Consider the following 18189-nt stretch of genomic DNA (forward strand, 5'->3'; position numbering starts at 1 on the left):
GCGACAGATATGCTGCAGCCCGGCGCAGGACCTCGTTCTCCTGTTCCAGCAGCCGGATCCGCTTCTTCGCCTCGCGCAGTTCGGCGGACTGTTCCACCGCCGCCGCGGCGGGCCGGCCTCCGTCGGCGAGGTCGGCGGCCTTGAGCCAGTTGACCAAGCACGACTCGCTGATGCCGAAGTCTGTGGCGATCTGGCGCAGCGTCTGCCCGGGCTCGCGCTCGCGCGCGACTCGCACGACATCGTCGCGGAACTCCTGGGGGTAAGGCTTGGGCACGGTGAACATCCTTCCAGCAGTGCCAGTCGGCACCACAGCTCAGATGTCACCTACGAGTGCAGCAGTCCCAGCGTCGCTCCCCTGGGAGCCAGGAGTGGGATGTGGTCATGCTGTGGCCCCGATGAGCATCAATGTGCGGTGAGCACGCACACCAACCCCATGCCCACGAGATAGCGATTAGCGGTGCTGCTCCGCCGGCGACGACCTCGCGTTGCCACCTTTCGGGCACAGCCCGCGAAACGATCGGTCGTCGCGCGGTCCTCAGGTGGGGCAGGCACCCCAGAGGCCGCGCCCGCCGGTACGGGCGTCGGCTTCGGCGGCGGTGATTGCGGCGTGCTCGCTGACCGGGTTGCGGTTGTAGACGTAGGACCGGGCCACGCCCGCGCTTGCGGCGAGCACCGAGTAGTTGCTGCCGTCGGCCAACACCAGGTAGGCCAACACCCGCCCGTACCGATCGCGGGCATCCTGGCTGGCGTCGGTGACCAAGGTGACCTGCTGCCCGAGCAGGGTAGCGGTGGCGAACTGGGTGGCTTCGGGGCCCCAGCACTGCACCGGCTTGCGCGGGTCTCTGGTTTCGGGGGTGTCGATGCCCAACACCCGCACCTTGATTTTTGACCCGCGGCCGTCGAGGACGTGCACGGTGTCCCCGTCCACCACGTAGGACACGGTTCCCACCACCCCCTCCGGCTCCGCCACCCCGGCCACTGCGGAACCGGCCCCGGCCGACCGCCCGTCGCTGCCCGTGGGAGCGGGGGCGGCGATGGCGGTTCCACCACCGGCTACGAGCGCGGCGGCCAAGAGCGCAAGAAGGACCAATCGTCGCATCACACACTGATGATCGTTCCCGCCAGCCGCAACGTTGCACAGCTCAGCCATCAGCGCGCTGCCGGGGCTCGGGGCTCGCCCGCCGACTACGTTGACACGTGTGCGTCAACGACCTCGCGGCGCGAGACGAGTTCTGCGAACCGGACCGCGGCAGTGGGCTCACGGAAACCTCAACGTGCGCAGCACTGACCTACGCATTACGAGAACGTTCGTCATCGCCTACACGTGTCCCACTGGGTCTCTCCCTGCACGACGCTGGTCTCAGCGAGCACATGAGGAACACAAGACACCGGCGTTTGAGGCCACGAAGGAGGCCACGAACAAGATCGAAAGAAGCCGGTGAGGCTGGTCAGGGCGCTACAGGACCATTGACACGTCCGCAGCGGGCGCGGCACAAGATCCTCGACGTCCGCACTCCGGTCAGCAGGGTCAGGCTCGGGCCGACCGCCGCGATCTGTGCTGGGGTCAGCGCAGTGACGGCGCGGCCTCTGCGGTCACGATCTCCAGCCGCCCCCGCTCCGCGTTGCCACGGCCGCGCCTCCGGGAACGCCCTGCACCGTCGTCTGCTTCAGCGCACGGACGGCCAGATGAGGCTAAGCCGAACGACTGTCAGCGCCGTAGGCTCAGGTGGGCATAAGCGGTGCACTCGTTGAGTGCTTGTCAGCACTTCCGATGTTGCGGGTGGGACGCGATGGGCGCACTATTCGTTAGTCATTGCAGCCGGGACCGGGCTGTCACAGCGAAGGTCTGCTCGCATTTGCGTAAGGCTGGCTTCGTAGCATTGTTCGTTGATTATGATCCCGACGACGGGATACCGGCGGGGCGCGAGTGGGAGCGCGAGCTCTACTCCAGCCTGCGCAGGACTGACGCGCTGGTATTTCTTGCATCAGAGGTGTCGGTTGCCTCGCGTTGGTGTTTCGCCGAACTCAGCCTGGCGCGCTCGTTGGGCCATCCGGTGTTTCCGCTACGGCTGGCACCGGGTGTCGGCCTGCCGCTGCTCAACGATGTGCAGTGGATCGACCTCGGCACCACCGACCTAAGGTCCGGAGTTGACCGGCTGGTCGCTGGCCTGCGCGCCGCCGGACTCGACCCAGCCGACTCGTTTGCCTGGGACGCGGCCCGGTTGCCATTTCCGGGCTTGGCCTCGTTCACGGCGGACGACGCCGCGGTCTTCTTCGGCCGCGAGCACGAAACGCAGCGGCTCGTGGACTTGCTGCACCCCACTCTGCAACACGGACCGGGCCGGTTTGTGGCGATCCTCGGCCCGTCGGGCAGCGGCAAGTCCTCGTTGCTGCACGCCGGGCTCCTGCCCCGTCTTGCTCGTCCACCCGGACGCTGGGTCCTGCTCCCCTCGCTCCTGCCGGGCCGACACCCCGTCCGCAACTTGGCTGCCTGTTTGGCTCGCGCCTTCGCTACCCGCGGCCTACCCCGACCAGTACCTGAGCTGGCCGAGCTACTCGGCCGGGGCCCGTCGGTCCTGGTCGAGCTGGCCGAGGAGCTGGCCGAGATCGACTCGGACGATCATCGGCCCTCGGACGTGCTTATGGTCATCGATCAGGCCGAGGAACTCGTGACCCGCAGCGGAGCACGCGAGCAGGAAAGCTTCCTCGCGCTGCTGCGCGGGGCGCTCAGCGCGACCGGCTCAATATGGGCGGTAGCGACGATGCGGTCGGAGTTCCTGACTTCAAGACCTGAGCGGGCGGGTCTGGCTGAAGCAATCGACGACACGTTGATCATCGAGCCGTTGGGGCGGTCTCGCCTCGCCGAGGTGATCGCCCGACCCGCCAAGCGGGCTGGCCTAGAGCTCGCCCCTGGCTTGGTGGAGCGCCTGGTGGAGGACACCGCGGGTGGAGACGCACTACCTCTACTCGCTTACACGCTGCGCGAGCTGTGCCAGCGGGCCCACCCACACGGCCGTATCACCATCGAGGACTACACGGCGATCGGTGGAGTCGTCGGCGCACTCCAGCACCGGGCCGATCGCCTCACCAACGAACTGACCCGACGCGGCTACGGCGGACGGGTCGTGCCCACGCTGGCCCAGCTCGCTGCGGTCACCGGAGACGACGAGCCCACCCGGCGAGGTGTCCGACGCAGCGAGCTCACCACCGACGAGCTGATGATCGTCGACGCCTTCGTTGACGCCCGACTGTTGACCAGTACACGCGCCGACGCGGACCCGGCCGAAGAAGGCATCTCCGGTGAGCTCGCCTCCGCCGGCGAGCCCGCGGTCGAGGTCGCGCACGAGGCGCTGCTGCGACAGTGGCCTCCCCTACGCCGGGCGATCGAGGCCGACCGGGCCGGCCTGCGCCTGCGCGCGGATCTGGAACGACTCGCCGCCGACTGGCAGCATAGTCGCCGCGACGAGTCATACCTGCTCCACGGCAGCCGACTCGCCGCCCTGGACGAGTGGGCCAACCAACGCCCCAACAGCGTCGGTCCGATCGAACGCGAGTATCTCCAAGCCAGTCGAAGTCGAGCAGCACGAGAACACGCAAGGCTCCACGAGGAGCAGCGTGCAGCCGAGGAGGCAAAGCACCTTCAGTACGGCCTATTTCCCGCACCGCTACTGGCGGGCAGCAGGGTGCGGATCCGGGCCTTCTACCGTTCGGGCCGAAGTAGGGCCTACCTCGGCGGCGACTTCTACGACGTCGTCGTGAACCCAAGTGGCATCGTTCACGCGATCATCGGCACTGTCAGTGGGAACGGCCCCGCCGAAGCGGCGCTCGGCGCCCTGTTGCGGGTCTCGTGGCGCACCCTCGTCCTTGCCGGCGTCGACGAGGCAGAGCTGCTGCCGAAGCTGCAGCTCGTGCTCGTCAGCGAGCGACACGACCGCACCAGTTCCACGACCGCATGCACGGTCACCATCGACGACACCTGCGATCTAGGCACGCGAACGGCACTCGTTCGACTGGCCGGACATCCACCGCCCATCGTCCTGGCGGACGCGCCGCACAGCGTCGCCCGGCAGACCGGGCCTCCCCTCGGGACTGTCGCCGACGCGCGTTGGGACGTCCAGACTGTGGCGCTTGAGCCCACGTGGGCGCTGCTGCTCTACACCCCTGGGCTGATCGGGGGCCAAGGCCCCGTAGCAGACACACGGCTCGGCACCGAGGGACTCATCGAACTCGTTGAAGACGAACGCCGCACTGACCTCGACCGGCTACCCCAACGACTCGTAGAGCGCGCACACCAACTCAACGGAGGGCCACTAGTCGAGGACGTGGTGGCTCTGCTAATCAGCCCTTGCCCCCCGTCGACGGAGACCGCTCCTGACCAGCACCCTACGACCTCCCAACTCGCCTAAACACCTCACGCGGTGACGGCGCCAGGGGTTCGAGTTCATGACCGCCTAGGTGTAAGGCTCGCAGTCCGCGTAGTCCACAGCCTCTACCAGCATCGCCACGCGACCCGCTTACCCCAGCGGCCCCACGGATCAACCATAGTTCGCACCACGTTTGATTCCACGGCACGCAGATCGACTGCTCGATCTGCAGCGCGCTGCGGGCGGTAGGTGCTTGCCCCCACCGCGACGCCTGGAGCCACAGCAAGCCACCCTGGCTCGGCCCGCCCGGCCTGCGGCAGACTGCGTCAAACGATCACTGCTCACGCCGGCAACAGAGGCGATGCACAAGTGTGGCGGGACTGGTGCGCACCACGGGCTGGCCCTGTCCGCGCCGTGCAGCTGGAGGTCCCCCACGGCGCCACATCCTTGTCCTGCGCGAGCGCAGCGAGGACCTGGAGGCCCCCGTAACAGCGGAAGCCGGCGAGGCGAGTTGGCAGACGTACAGACCCGGCAGTGTTGACCAGATGACTGGTGACCATAAGGAACTGGAGACTGATGCCGAGCGATTCCGACTCGACGTCGCTGCAACCATCCCGTCTTGCACTCGTGGCTGCCGCCGGCGCGATCCTCGCCGAGGTCGCCGTCACTTTCTCCGAGGGACTTACGCGCGCTTTCACGGTTGACCAAATTCCCAATCATCTACTAGCGATTGCGATCGGCGCTCTGATCGGATGGCTGATTGAGCTGGCAAGGCAGCTAGTCACGGCCGCCTCCCGCACGCTCGCCGGCATGCAGGAACTGAAGGATGAGCTCAAACTCGTCGCATCGAGGTCCGCCACCTCAGCCCGGTTTGAGCAGATGCTGCAGTCGAGTCCTCGCCACCGAAACACGCTCACGACGCTGATATCTGCCTCTGTTAACGAGAAGCTGAATATGATCCCACGCGTGGGTCCTGGTGAATACCTGAGGCATCTAGAAGTCGCGATCGGCGAGAGCGATCGATACTTCGGGGTCCAGCGCCAGCCAATTCGATGGTACCGTGACAGCAATGGTGCAGACTACTTGACGAGGCTTAACGAACGGACGATGATGTATAAAGTTCGCCTCTTCATAATTGAGGACGGCCAGAAGTCAGATATGGAGGCAGACCTGAACGACTCGGATCTAATGGCTTTCTATCGATCGGGCAGCTCTTCTGTCAACAGCTACTGGGCGACTACATCAGAGTATAGCCGCCTCTATCCCGGCCTCGCTTTGCCAGCCGACTTCGCGTTGTACGACAGCAGCTTGCTGATCCAGTATAATGAAGATGCGGGCCTGCTTCAGTTCGATGCCGTGGATAATCGATGGAACGAACGTCGCCTCGAAGATCTCTTCATGTCGACGCCTGCTCCCCCAAATGGACGCTTCCGACGGATCCCCAGTGCTCCAGGAACTCCTGAGCCGTAGTCCGAAAACCGACGCTCACATGCGACGGGCGTCCGGCAGGAGCGGACACGACTGGTCAAAGATCGAGCGCACCAGGCATCAGTACGTTGCAGTTCGTGGATCGGTCCGTGGATCGCCTATTGTGGGGAACGTCCACTGCGGCTGCGACACCCACTACTCATAGACCCACTAGTCTCCGAACCAGAATGGTGTCTAATCTCGGGAAGGAATGTTGTGGGAATTGATCAGCCCGCCGCCGTTCTGCTGACCGGAATTATAGCAGGTCTGGTCGCTATCCTGACTCTTATAGTGACCAACGTCGTTGCTGCACGAAATGAGTCGCGCCGCCATTTCGAAACCCGAAAGCTCGCTCACCTTGCCGAGCGTCGAACGCGCTCAGCAGATGTGTTCCGAGAACTACAAAGTGCAATTCACGAAATAGAGTGGTTAACATGGTTCGCCCTCGTGGACGCCCGTGCAATCACGCTCAAGATGCTTGACGATTACGATATTGCAATGCATCGCACTCTGGCAAACCTGATGGGCGCATCAACCTCCCTGGCCGCCGTGGATGCTAACGCTTACGAACTTATCCAACCTAAAATTCGCGAAGTATACGACCTTGAATGGGAGCTTGCAAAGCGCACAATTAAGGTTCGACTCGCCGCCTGGATCACCCCGGAGGACGAGGCGGAGCTGAAGAAATTCGCACTGGAAGCCACGCGAATTGGGGAGGAGATCCCGACGATGCTTGCGTCAGCAATGCGAGATATCGAATCTGATTGAAAGTGCAGCTTTAGCCAGTCGGCATCCAATCCGTAGTCTGAACACTGCCACTCACAGAGCTGGTATTGCCAGGAAGGGCTGGCGGCACGGGCATGCGACTGGGCACGACTGGAACCAGAGCGATGCAGTTCGTGGATCAGTCGGTGGATCGTTGATCACGGGCGTCCACAGTCGGCCGTGCGGTCGGTTACGGCGTGCCGGCGCGCGGTTGGCCGTGCTCGGTCAGGTGATGGCTTGGACCTTCGGGCCCGATCAGCAGGGGGCGCCGTCGGGGCCCTTGATGTAGGGGCCTCGCCAAATGATCTTGTGGGTGCCGGTGCTGGGGTAGAACTGGCGGACCTTGTGCATCCGCACTGGCCAGCGGTGGTGGTAGCGGCGCTGCGCTCCCACCGAACCGTCGACGTCGTCGGTGTCGTCCGGGTCGCGGGCGGGTGGCGGGCGAAGGTGCACGATCCGGACCCGGTCCAGCCCCTCGGGTCGGCGCCGGCCGGCCGTGCCGGCGGCCGGCTCGTCGTGGCCGGGGTGGTGGGTGAGGGTGTGCCAGCTGGTGGTGGTGAGGGGTTGGCGGCACAGCCGCCAGAACGCGAAGGCGTAGGCGGCCAGGGAGAACTCGGTGTCGCGCTGGGGGTCGTACTCGCCGTAGTCGCTGATCTTCTGCTCGCGCACGGCCCGGTTGAGGCTGCTCAGGCGGGCCAGCGCTGCTTGTTCGGGTTCGGTGATCGCGGCGGCGGGCACCAGCCACTCGTGCGAGAGCGGCAGGGTCAACGGGGGGCGTGCGGATGCGGCCCGTGACGCCCGCACCACCAACGGCCAGATGGGGCGCTGGTCGATGTCGCGGCGCTGGGAGAACCCCTCGACCCACACCCCCGCCCGGGACGGCCCGTCGGGCAGGATCCGGTTGGTCTCCGGGCGCCACCCGATCACCGACACCGGCGCGTAGACGGAGGTGGGCGAGCCGCACGCCGCGGGCAGCAGCACCAGCCCGGCCGGGGTGGGCAGGTCGGTGTCCGGGTCGAGGGTGAGCAGGTCCTGCGGGGTGAGCGTGGCCGCTGCGGCGCGGACGACGTTGTGCATCTGCGGGGAGATCACGTACGCCTCCGCCCCCGGCGGGTAGGGCTTGCCGTGCGGCAACAAGGTGTGCAACCGCCCCAACAGCACCCGGTGCGCCTCGATGTCGCCGTAGCGGACCTGCCCGATCTCGCCACCCAGGGCTGTGAGTTCCATGCGCCATTGCCGCGGGTCGCGGTTCTCGTCGAGGTAACCCCACCCCGCTCCGGGGACGCTGTCGGGGTCGCGGGCCTGCACGTCGTCGAGGAACGTGTCGACGGCGTTGAGTAACACGGTCAACAAGCACGGATGCGGCTCACCGCGCAGGTCCTCGAGCAGCCGCACACACCGCCGCGCCGCCGCCGGGGCAGCCCATGCGTCGGTCGTGCCCGGCTCGGCCTCGGGCGACACGTCGGGGATGGGCGCTGGGGGGTGGCCGCTTGGCCGCCGCTGTCGCTTCTTCCTGCTCCCCTTACCCACGCCGGCGCCCGCTCTCAGCTCCGGTCGCGAGGCAGGAGGCGAGGGAGGAGGCGAGGGAGGAGGCGAGGTGGGCCCGGACCGGTTCGCGAACGGCTGCCCGGCAACCTCCGCGCCCGGATCGAGGTGTTCCTGTGGCGCGACTACGAACACGTCGGCGAGCCCACCGACATCGACGAGGCCGGCCGCATCGAGTGGGTACCACTCGCCCACGCTCCCGAGCTCGTCGCACGCGGCCAGGTCCTCGGCTCCGGCAGCCTCGTCCCCCTGCTGTACCTGCTCGCGTCCCCGCCACCACCCCGGTAGCCGCAGGCTTTCATTCTTGGTCCTCGCCTTCATCGGGACGGACTCGGGCTTCGCCATGGGCCTCGGATCGAGCTAGCCGACGAGTCGGCAAGGTTGACTCTTCGTACCCGCGCATTAGAATTCCGGCTGCATTCTCGGACGGCTTAGCGCTTGCTGGTCAGGCTGACACACAGCGTGTCTGGGTTGCCTGCCGCGTATACAGGCGATTGAACTCGCAGTCATGCCGTCAGTCATTCGACCCAAAGTAGATGATCACCTCTCCTTAGCAAGATCATCACGATCGGACCATGGAAGGCCGGGGGCCAGGCGCACTCGAGCGAGGCGCAGCCTACTAGCACCAGGGGGCGCTGCTGGTCCCCAATGCAGGCAAGGGCGAGAATCGGTTCGGCGGCGCAGGGCCATTGCAGCACTAGCCCAGCAGAAGTCGCGATGTTCATCAACTCACAGTCCTTCGCTACTAGTTTCTGTTGCGAAGAAGTCTAATTGGCATCCTGCGATCGATCTGTTCGGACGCCGGCCGCCACCATCCCGTACGCACGCATAGCTGGAATGAATTTCCGGTTAGCAAACCAAAGAAAGATCTTGTCGCCAGCATCCAGGTCTGTCAGCGGTGGAATTTCCACACTCTTGGCACGACTCCGCCTAGTCTTCACTTGAGGCCTGCCACGATTCACTACCGCCCCGTACAGACGCCACATTCTCATTCTAGCCGCAAAAAGCATGAAGGCATAAACGTATGGCGGGAATCCTAGTAGAGACAGCACTATCCCCAACCTCGAGGCGGGGTCGTTGAAAGTTTCCCAAGCTCCAGCGCTTAGCAGGATACCTGATACTAAAAGCAACGGGAGAACCCGGCGTGAAATTTGCGACGACTGCCGATTAGGGTTTGGCAACGAATGCAGTGCAGTCAAGAGATGCAGTGTGGGCGGAGTCGATAATGCCAAATCCGACGTCGCTATCGATACCGCCCCCACCAGCAGAGAATTGCGCGCGTTGGGATGGACCACCCTGTTCATCGGCCATGCCGAGTCGGCCGTTCTCGAAGTATCGAACTCTGTTGACCACGCATCAGTAATCTGAGCCTTAGCTAAACGCTCCGAAGCAGTACGCGATCGGAGTATTGCTTCGGTCAAGACAGCGGCCCATCTATGAATCCGTTGGCGATCAGGCTCTTGCTGCGCATGGTCTACCACCAGCTCCAGGAAGGGCGGTTCATCACACGCATCAACAATTATATCCGGCGCCTCTGCCAGGAGGTCCATCCCATATGCTCGAGATAGCCGCAGCGCCGACGGCGCATTGTGTTCAGCATAGCTTCTGAATAGCAGGAGCAATCTTTCTCGATTATTGGAGATAAGCTGGTCGAAAACGGAGTCAAGCGAACTGCTTTCGTCGACGCCTAGCACATCACTCGCGTCAGCCACAACAACCTGATACAAGTGCAAGCGCGAGAACCAGCGTTCATCCCAAGAGTGCACGGGAGTAGTAACGAGGTGGGCCCGCTCTCTATCTCGGTAACGCTCCCATGTCCAATGGTCATACGCTTGAGTCTCAAGTAGGCAACGTCCCAGCAGCTCGTTATCGCCCAGCGCCGCGACATTCACGAGGGCAACTCGCCGTTGATCACGGCGTGCTAGTGCGCACGCGAACGGAAGAACCTCTATTAGACGGCTTGCAGTAGATGGATCTCGCTGAAAGCTCCCATGGAGATGGATTAGATTGTCCCATCCATCTTCACGGCCGCGAATCGCCTCCAACGCCGCAAAGTACTCACAGATTGTAAGATGAATGAACCTAAACGTCTCCATGTCACGCTCAGGAGTAATAAGCCCTGTCTCAGAGGACAGGGAGAGTAGATTCTCCTCGGCAGCTACATCAGTGTCTAGATTTAACTCCGCTTTGACAATTTGGGTCGCTGTGCTCCAGCTGAGTTGATTTGCTGGCTGAGTGATATCAGATAAGTTCTCTAACGCAATTGATCCGAATATGCCCTCACGCTGCTCTATCCGCGCAACACGGGCCGACCTGAGACTCCACTGCCTCGCCCGCCTCATAATTAGGAACTCGCTAGAAACATCTGAGTAGAAGCTCGTCCGAGTGTCGGGAAGATCAATGCTACTCGCTCGCTGAAAGTTCACTACGTACATGGACAGGATCAGTGGATTAGTGCATAGATCTCGCAAACTTGGTTTGTCACTGAGCTCGCCAAAGACCTTGTTCACGTGTACACCAGCGTCCGACTGCCCCCGAAACCAGCTAGACAGGAACTTAAAAATGTCATTCGACGTGAAGCGCTGAATATGGAGAACAACCGGAAAACTTGAAGTAAGATCGCGGTATACTTGTTGATAGAATTGTACACGCATCGTAAGTACGACAATATTCTTTTCACTGAGCCGCGCTAGTCTAGAGCTAAGACTTTCGATAGCTTTAGTCATCGTCGGATATTCTTGCGAGGCGACTTCGTCAAGGCCATCGAGAAGGACTAGAAGTCCGGCATCTTCACTGCAGCGAAGAAAGAGATCCACCGCTTCATTGGCTTCTTGTCCTATTTGCTGGGCCACCACGGCGCGTACTTTTCCTATGAACTGTTCTCCCAGATCCTCGCCAGCCTCATCGAAGCGAAGATTCTTCAATTCTATCCGCACTGCCAGCTTTGAGCTTCGCGGTCGTTCGATAGCTTGCCGACAAGAATCAATTAGGAGCTTCTTTATCAACGTCGATTTCCCCGATCCGGGGTCACCTATAACTTGAATACGGTTTCCCAGAGTGAGCAGCGCCGTATCAGAAACAGTAGGCGTGTTTCGGGTAAAGTTTTCGAGCTTCAAATTTACGAACATGTCTTCAACTTTTAACGTGACACCACCCTTACCCGGAACGGGCATATAGACGTTCTCGACGTTGTTGAGAACGAGTCGACTGTAGCTTCGCATGCCCACCCGCATGGAAAGCGCACTACTCGTCCGTCGGGTCAATCTCCACGTAGCCGCATCGAACAATATCAGGACGTTCTGCCTGACAAACTTGTTAAATCGGACAATGATAGCCGTCAGAAGTGGGACGCCTACTAGGCTCAGCAGTATGGGCCAAGCACGGGAGATGAAGTCTACAACTGTGTTCAACATTGCTTATCCTCCTGCCATACTGCACTACGACGTGTTTACGTTCATCAAGACTAAAGAATCTAAAAGTTGAAGGCTGATTATTGAACTCAGTTGATATGGCCCTCCCCTAATATGTGGGGTCGTTGGTACCTCGCAGGAGGACCAAGAGACGTTACGCGCTCGGCAGATGACGAGGACACCCTCTAGGCCCAATGTCCCGCAGCTCAAGTTGACCACATAGTTCTTCGAGGTCTCAACCTGCGGACAAGCATCGTGCGCGACCCGGCGTAGCGGATGCTAGCTGGCTCGCCGGGCTTCTTGACTCGGTATCGGTTGCGGTGGGCGCGTTAGATCGCTCGCGGACAGGTTTGCTGGCCGTGGCGGGGATGAGCAGCGTCGCGATCTGCCGCGTCACGGATCGCGGGAGAATTCAAATCGTCTAGTGCTCGGCGCAAGCCTTCTCAAGCTGCCAAGCGTACGTTGCTAACGTTCTCGATTTGCATGACAACTGCCGCTTCTCACAGCTTTCACTTAATACACACTTTACGGACCTGTCTCAATGACTACGGCATTGGCAGGCAAACGGATAGTAGCACCATCCTTCAGAATGAAGGCAGTCGTTGCATTCTGGCCAATGTAGCCAGCCTCTATCTTTTCACCACTGGTGAATACGTCCAGTGGCCGTCTTCCTGGATCGGCCGTCCAATGAATTGTAGCGTCACTTACTTGAAGATCGACCACATAGAAGGTCGGGACAAGTGCAGTCGCTGGCAACAATTTGCCCCCTTTAGCATTGTCGACTGCTTCTGCTGCCAGATGCCACGCAAAGAATGTTCCGCCCACAACAGCAGCCCCAGCGGTCAGAGCAAGTAGGGCCGCTTTCGTCAACGACCTGGCTCTCACATCGCAGACTAGACTAATCAAGAGAGGCGCTGCGCCGACAATCAAGAACGTGACATAGGCAACGGTAGACTGAGGTACATCGAAATCCGGGATCAGAACGGCAGCCATTAAAATGGCCGCGCCGGTCAGGACGAGTTGGATCTTACTCCAAGTTGGACTCTCGTCTCCCCGACTTGCTGCGCCGCGCCGAAAATAGAAGGCGATCGTCAGCCAGGGAGTTGCCACTATCGCAATGACCGGCAGGAGACCGATTGCCCGTACCAGTATGAAAACCTGATCAATACCAAGATCCTCAGGTGACAGTCCAAGCGGCCCGAAGAATCGATGATAGGCGAGATTGAGACCTACGTATAGTCCGGTGGCAAGCACAGCTCCAATCTTCAATAAGTCATCTAGCTGAACTGCCAAGTTCGAGACATCACTGTTCGCTGCGGTTTCGCTAGCGCCGTCTGCAGACCCTTGTCCTTCTGGCACGGCAAAACGCTACCATAAAGTGGTACGACCCCAGAGCGCGGCATTGCGCCGAACTACTATGAGATTTGCTCGCACAGAGGAAGTGCGGTCGGCACCCAGAGGAGTGTCTGCGCTTCATACGCTGTACCCGCTCCAGGCCTCTACCCGAGGGTCACCTCCGCCGCCTGGATCATCCGTTCCCCAGCTGTTCGCCCGCCCTGGCACGAGGGGACTGCCGTTCACAGTCATGTGGATCCGAGCGAATGCGTGTAACCGCCGGAGCTTCTACGACTCGCCGGCGGCTTCCCGGGCTATCAACAGCGCTAGGCATAGGAGGCGTTTGTGGAGCATCGGCTAGAGTCCCAGGCGCCAGCCGACTGGCGAGAGTACTAGTCAAGATTTTATGTCGACGGTACGTCGGAAGGGTTGAATTCTCAACTGTCTGATAAATCGACAACAGGTTCAGGACGGCCGAGGCCGCGGGCGCCGGGCGATCTACGCCCATTCCGCCCACGGCTGCACCGGCGGCACGAGCTGGACGGAGACGCGACGCTCCCACCGGCGGGGACGTTCCTCGCGGGACTGCGCGTCGAGCAGCAGCGGCAGCGCCACACTGTCGGTGTGGCCCTCCCACGGATCCACCGTGAGGTGCACGGTCACCGTGACGACGTCGCCGGGCTCGCGCGGCGGGAACCACACCTCGTCCGCAACCTCACGGTCGCCGCTGGAGACCCCGCGGCACCACGGCACATCGGCCGGCCGAATTGACACGGCGATGGCGCCGGGACCGCCGGCGACCCGGATCTTGACCGCGGCCTTCCGGTCGTGGACCTGCGCGGGCTCGGCCGTGAACTGCGGGCCCTCAGCGTCGTCCCGGTCGGCCAGCTCGCGCAGCTCCTTGCGCACGGCGACCTCGGCGTTGCGGCGGGTGGCGAGCATGGCGAGGACCGCGACAACCAAGGCGAGACCCGAGATGCAGATGGCGATGATCGAGAGAGCGAGCACGCCGTCAAGCTAACCAGCGCGCTAGTAGCGAGCCGGGAGCGGTGACCTGCACTCCCGGCTCGCCGAAGGTCAGGACGTCCAGCAGTGCGAGCCGATGCCCTTCTCGTTGGCGCGCGCTGCGCCGGTCGTCGTCCACACGGGTGGGTGCACGGTGCGCCCGCGCTGACGCGCCACGGTCACTGTGTGCACGTACTTCACGCACTCGGTTGTTCGGCGCACGTTCCTGCTGCGGGCCGTGACGAACCCGCGCGTGTTCGGGTCAGCCGGCCACTGGCGGGCGCGCTGCTCCGGCCTGCCGACCTGATCTGGGCGCCGATCCACCGGCGTCGGCTCGACAGTCGGGCCCCGGCAGGCAGCGCCTCCAGCCCACCGCGTGTCCTCACCGGCAGTCGAGTCTTCGCTGGGGTGCTGGTGCGCCCGACCCGACTAGCGACGACTTCCTTCCCTGTCCGACTGACTCCTCGCGCTACTTCAGCCACACCCACCGGAAGTTTCGATCTTGGCTGCCCCACTGGAGAGAGGACCGGAGCGTGGGGTGGAGCCCCGCAGTTCTCCGTTGAGCTCCACCCGGCCTCGCTGTGTTCAGACTTCCTCTACTGGTCAAGGCGGCGCCCTCCGGGCGCCGGGCGGCACTGTGCCCGATGCAGCCGCAAGCGCCGTGCGGGGCGTGCGGCCTCCGGCCGGTCCCCGCGCGGCGCGCGGCTGCGCAAGGAGAACCGCCAACGCACGACTAGGACGCGCCCACCGCCGGCGCAACGAAATCATCGAGCCGGAGGACAGCCCGGCGGATGGCGCGTAGGTCTTGAGTAGGAACATCAGCATAGGAGGGATCGTCCTCGACCCCAATCGAGAGCATGCCGAGCGGCTCGTACTTCGTGTGAATTAAGTCGACGTAGGCGCCATAGTCAATAACGTAGACGTCGTACCTCTCACCTGGCTCATCTTGTGCCGAGTAACCCCTGCGCACCACATGAAGAACGCGAGCGTCAAACAGCGCCTTGATCAGTAAGGACCCTGTCTCGCGCTGATTCACAAGGAAGCCACGTGCACGCTTTGTGCGAATAACGTTATCAATAATCCAGTTAAGCAAACGCTGCGCTTCTGTGTTGTCGCTAAACGCTCGCTCTTTGTCCGTCTGAAACCATGCACGGGCGGCCTGACGCACATGCGGAACAGAGATCAAGCCAGCACCGGCGTTCAGTGCTGCCTTCGCTGCGATGTTCAGAGCATCGCGCGGCACGCCCTCCGCAGCTCTGACAAGCTCGTCGAAGGCGCGCTTGTCAGTGAAGGCGACCCGGACTAGGTCCTCCTGGCGAGTTACGTTAGCCACTCGTTCAGATTCGTCGACGCCGGAAGTAACATGCTTGAAGAATAGAGCCCTGAAGAACGAGCGCGCCCGTTCCTCATTTAACTCGAAAACCATGAACTCGTCGAGATCTACATTGGCGGCCATATCTGCGCCAAGCTCAATCCCTATGAACTGCCCATTAGATCGACGTTCGCGAAATCGTGCTTGTTGCTCAATAGCTGCAATTTTAACTGTGAACCGCTGGACGGGAAGGATAGTTCGTACGAGGAACTCTGCTAGATACGGTTGAGTATCTAGCGGAATGGCGCCCCATTCGTCCAGAAGTAGCCAAATCCTCGCTCTGGAAATTGAGTCTGCGAGGGCGCGCAACGCCTGGGCAACTTGCGTGAAATTGAGGTTGCGTCGTTCCACTCCTTTGCGGCTTTCCTTTTGGAGATCTCGCCCTTCGCTCGCTCGCTCGCCCGACGATCCAATCTCAAGCGATACGGACTTCATCGAGAGCCCAGCGCTACCGCTCACTGACTCCTTAGCGGTGGCATTCGTTTCAGCCTCGCTTGAGACTTCGACCTCGCCTTCAATACGCACCGATGAGATCGCTACTGCAAGTGCATCTAAGCGTTGCACAAACGACTCGTCAAGAAGCAAATCATCGCGCTCCAGTGCGGCGCCTAGGATCGCGTCATGAACCAAAACTATGAGGTCGACTAGAAGTCGCGCAGCGCGCTCCGTCGGTGGCGTCTCGTCTCCCAGAAACAAGCCGTCAGGCGAGCCGACCTGGCGCAAATCGATGTACACTCCTAGGTCGCCATTCGTACCCGCAACAGTCTCGATATACCGAAGTGCATGGGTCTTTCCGGTACCACGTCGCCCGTACAATATCTGATGATCTACCGCTTGCAGCGCGGCAGCAACGCCGGAGTCAACGAAGGTATCGCGAAGTCGCTCAACTTGCCGTGATTCAGCTCGTTTTGGAATCAAGTTCAGCGCCTTGTTGATTGTCGATATGCCATTCGTCAAGGTAAGTCGCTTTCCCTCGTCGCAGCACAAGATCGTAACAGGGTGTAACTGGGGGTAAGCTTAGAGACACTGCGGCGGCAGCGCTAGCGCGTCGTCCCAGCGGCAGGGCTTGGGCCCAGTACGTCGTGGCACGAGGGTCGACCGACTTGGCCTGCTCGGCGCTCGTTGCCCTAGGACATGCCCTCGCCGGGCGGGCAGGCCAACGGGATGGCCGAGAGTGCGCGGGGCGGATGCGTTGGGAGCGTGGGCGGCGGGGTGTGGCATCCCATTGACCTCCCAGAGGGCTACCACACGGCATCCCGGGGGCAGAGCTGATTGAGGTACGGTCACGTGCCGTCGAGGGCTGCCCCCGGGACGCCGCGTGGTCGGGCTGCGCCAGGTCGACGGGATGCCACACCGGCCCACGTGCGGTGGGAGTTCCAGGGTCGAGCTGAGATCATCGCCCACGCTTACCCACCGGAAACGACCGCGATTAGCGCCCGACAGCACTGACGCGCCCAAGATGTCTGCCCAGCTCAGCGGCACTGCTCGGCATCACGACGCACCAGCCCGAACCCCGATCTTGGAATCTCTAGTTCGCGGTCGCGTGGGACCGCAGGAAGGCAGCGCGAGCACCGACATAAGGGGCCCCGCCCGGCATAGGCGAGCACGGCGACCAGCCAGCACGGCGGCCGCAAGCCTTGTCCTGCACGCGCGATGCGATTAGCAATTCGGGAAACGGCCTCGCGCTCGCGGGCGTGCGGCGACGACTCCGGTAGCCAGGCACCCTCTCGTTGGGTTAGCGGTTGGTGAGTACGACACGGGATTCCGGTGGCGCCGGCTGGTCGAGGTCGACGACGGGTACGCCGTCGAGGGAGATCCGACCGGCCTGTAGGTGCTCCTCGATCCGCTCGGTACTCAACCCTGCAGCGATCAGCCGGTCGCGCACAGTAGGAACATCAGTACTGGTCACAGCGTCGAATCATCCCGCTGGGCGGTGCACGACCGCTGTCGACGCGCCGTAGAGTCCGAACATGCGTTCGGGTGATCTGGGCTCGCGGCGTCGACTGAACCGGCCAGTGTGGGTCAAGCTCCCGGTCGTGTTCCACCAGACCCAGTACCCGCCCGGTCGGTTCCGGTGGGACGACCGCACGCTCGACGTGTCCGGTGAGGTGCGGGGGACCCTGCACGGCTGGTTCCGCGCTGCGACCGGCGAGTGGTACGGCCTGGTCTCCTACGCCATCCCCTACGCCCATGCCGAGATCACCGGCCAGCTGCAGCTCGAGGACCAACTCGTGCCCGCCGACGCCCTGCGCCCCCGTCTCTATGGCCGCGAGCGCCGTGCCTGAGCACGCCGCCTCGTGCGATGCGGACAAGGCGCTTCAGTCGACTGCCGGCCCACCACCTCGCCATCACCACCAGCCGCAGGCCACCGGATCCGCCCAATGGCGCTGACACGGTGAGGCCAACGGGGTTCGCGACGGTGACGAGTCCTACGGAACGAGCCGTGCCGCGAGTGCCCGCTGTGCCAACGTCCGCTCCGCCAGCCGCCGTGGTGACGCTCCTGCTCTGCTCCCCTGCCGGCCTTCTGCCCTGGTGGCTGACCGCTCGTGCCGTCCGCGGCGCTCGGACGACCTCGGGACGTGGCCACGCTGACCGGCGCCCATAGCGCCCAACGACGGTGCCGCGGCAACGGGAGGTTCGGCAGTGCGACGAGGACAACCACCCGACCAGGAGGGTCGCGACTCAGTCGACCTCTACCTCGAGCTCGACCTCTCGACGATGTCGACGCCGCGACGCTCGCCGATCAACGCCCGCCGACCGGCGATCCTCGGTGCGCCGGACACCACGGCGCGCGCGACCTCGACCCGGCCGTCGCGACGCTGCAGGACCAGCGTCATCGCCCCGGCGGACTTCAGCGCGTAGGAAAGGGTCCTCGCCATCGCCTGCCTACCCACCGATCCCGCTCATGACCATGCCTCGACCTGGC

13 protein-coding genes are annotated in these 18189 nt (G+C 62.8%); 5 read left to right on the plus strand and 8 right to left on the minus strand.

The window, feature by feature from the left end; translation table 11 throughout:
- The coding region (locus tag KDL28_RS29575) for a transposase (protein WP_252443900.1) at positions 1-274 on the minus strand (274 nt) is incomplete at its 3' end.
- A 261-nt stretch (positions 275-535) separates the two neighbouring features.
- A complete protein-coding gene (locus KDL28_RS29580) occupies positions 536-940 on the minus strand; it encodes a thermonuclease family protein (RefSeq protein WP_252443902.1) in 405 nt (134 codons plus the stop codon).
- A gap of 850 nt (positions 941-1790) precedes the next feature.
- Here KDL28_RS29580 and KDL28_RS29585 point away from each other — a divergent pair.
- From KDL28_RS29585 to KDL28_RS29595, 3 genes are all read left to right on the plus strand, one after another.
- Entirely contained in the window at positions 1791-4406 is a 2616-nt protein-coding gene (locus KDL28_RS29585) for an nSTAND1 domain-containing NTPase (RefSeq protein WP_252443904.1), read from the plus strand.
- Between the two features lie 534 nt (positions 4407-4940).
- On the plus strand, positions 4941-5834 hold the full coding sequence (locus tag KDL28_RS29590) for a hypothetical protein (RefSeq protein WP_252443906.1): 894 nt from the start codon (positions 4941-4943) through the stop codon (positions 5832-5834).
- Positions 5835-6122: 288 nt separating this feature from the next.
- Entirely contained in the window at positions 6123-6599 is a 477-nt protein-coding gene (locus KDL28_RS29595) for a hypothetical protein (protein WP_252443908.1), read from the plus strand.
- A gap of 252 nt (positions 6600-6851) precedes the next feature.
- On the opposite strand, the gene KDL28_RS29600 is transcribed toward KDL28_RS29595, so the two are convergent.
- Positions 6852-7946 (minus strand): hypothetical protein, encoded by a 1095-nt coding sequence (locus KDL28_RS29600; RefSeq protein WP_252443909.1) that lies wholly within the window; start codon positions 7944-7946, stop codon positions 6852-6854.
- A gap of 303 nt (positions 7947-8249) precedes the next feature.
- Here KDL28_RS29600 and KDL28_RS29605 point away from each other — a divergent pair, with 303 nt between their 5' ends.
- Positions 8250-8429, plus strand: a complete 180-nt coding sequence (locus KDL28_RS29605; RefSeq protein WP_252443911.1) for a hypothetical protein — start codon at positions 8250-8252, stop codon at positions 8427-8429.
- A 479-nt stretch (positions 8430-8908) separates the two neighbouring features.
- Here KDL28_RS29605 and KDL28_RS29610 read toward each other — a convergent pair whose 3' ends face one another.
- The 4 genes from KDL28_RS29610 to KDL28_RS29625 form a co-directional block, all read right to left on the minus strand.
- The gene (locus KDL28_RS29610) at positions 8909-11374 is read right to left on the minus strand and encodes an NACHT domain-containing protein (protein ID WP_252443913.1); all 2466 of its coding nucleotides are present in this window, start codon (positions 11372-11374) and stop codon (positions 8909-8911) included.
- Between the two features lie 702 nt (positions 11375-12076).
- Positions 12077-12910, minus strand: coding sequence for a hypothetical protein (locus KDL28_RS29615; protein WP_252443915.1), 834 nt, complete (start codon positions 12908-12910; stop codon positions 12077-12079).
- 474 nt (positions 12911-13384) lie between these two features.
- Positions 13385-13894 (minus strand): hypothetical protein, encoded by a 510-nt coding sequence (locus KDL28_RS29620; RefSeq protein WP_252443917.1) that lies wholly within the window; start codon positions 13892-13894, stop codon positions 13385-13387.
- A 730-nt stretch (positions 13895-14624) separates the two neighbouring features.
- Complete coding sequence (locus tag KDL28_RS29625) at positions 14625-16220, minus strand: P-loop NTPase family protein (protein WP_252443919.1); 1596 nt, start codon at positions 16218-16220, stop codon at positions 14625-14627.
- Positions 16221-17299: 1079 nt separating this feature from the next.
- Here KDL28_RS29625 and KDL28_RS29630 point away from each other — a divergent pair.
- Positions 17300-17548 (plus strand): hypothetical protein, encoded by a 249-nt coding sequence (locus tag KDL28_RS29630; protein WP_252443921.1) that lies wholly within the window; start codon positions 17300-17302, stop codon positions 17546-17548.
- 408 nt (positions 17549-17956) lie between these two features.
- Here KDL28_RS29630 and KDL28_RS29635 read toward each other — a convergent pair whose 3' ends face one another.
- The gene (locus KDL28_RS29635) at positions 17957-18142 is read right to left on the minus strand and encodes a hypothetical protein (protein WP_252443923.1); all 186 of its coding nucleotides are present in this window, start codon (positions 18140-18142) and stop codon (positions 17957-17959) included.
- Positions 18143-18189: the final 47 nt, after the last annotated feature.

Source organism: Pseudonocardia humida (genome assembly GCF_023898865.1).
GTDB classification, from domain to species: Bacteria; Actinomycetota; Actinomycetes; order Mycobacteriales; family Pseudonocardiaceae; genus Pseudonocardia; species Pseudonocardia humida.